Raw genomic sequence first — 408 nt, 5'->3', positions numbered from 1 at the left:
GGGAAGGCCTTATCTAGAAGACCGGATATGGGCAAGGCAATTAGTGAAGAAGCCGATGTTGCCTTTTTAACAGCGGATGATCCAAATTTTGAACAAGTTGCAAGTATTAGTGAGGAAATCAAAGCTGCGATTACCAATCCAAGTGTCCAAGTCATTCTTGAAGAAGATCGCAAGCAAGCCATTTTACAAGCATTAGCGATGGCTGATAGTCAAAGTGCAGTTGTATTAGCGGGTAAGGGCAGTGAAAAAACAATTAAAGTAAACGGACAAGCAATGCCGTATGAAAGTGATATTGAAATTGTAAAAGCTTATATTGCTGAAGAAAAAGCTTAATTTATGAAAAGAACAAGAGACGAGAATTAGTCGTATAGACAGTTCTCGTTTCTCTTTGTATGCACGTTACAATTG

1 protein-coding gene is annotated in these 408 nt (G+C 38.5%); it reads left to right on the top strand.

The features are described 5' to 3' along the window. Positions 1 to 333 (top strand): glutamate ligase domain-containing protein (locus tag BTA35_RS17220; RefSeq protein ID WP_439098067.1); only part of this gene is annotated, 333 nt, incomplete at its 5' end. Between the last annotated feature and the right edge of the window lie 75 nt (positions 334 to 408).

The organism is Oceanospirillum linum, assembly GCF_001995095.2.
GTDB classification, from domain to species: Bacteria; Pseudomonadota; Gammaproteobacteria; order Pseudomonadales; family Halomonadaceae; genus Oceanospirillum; species Oceanospirillum linum.
This window is presented reverse-complemented; position numbering and strand designations above follow the sequence as displayed.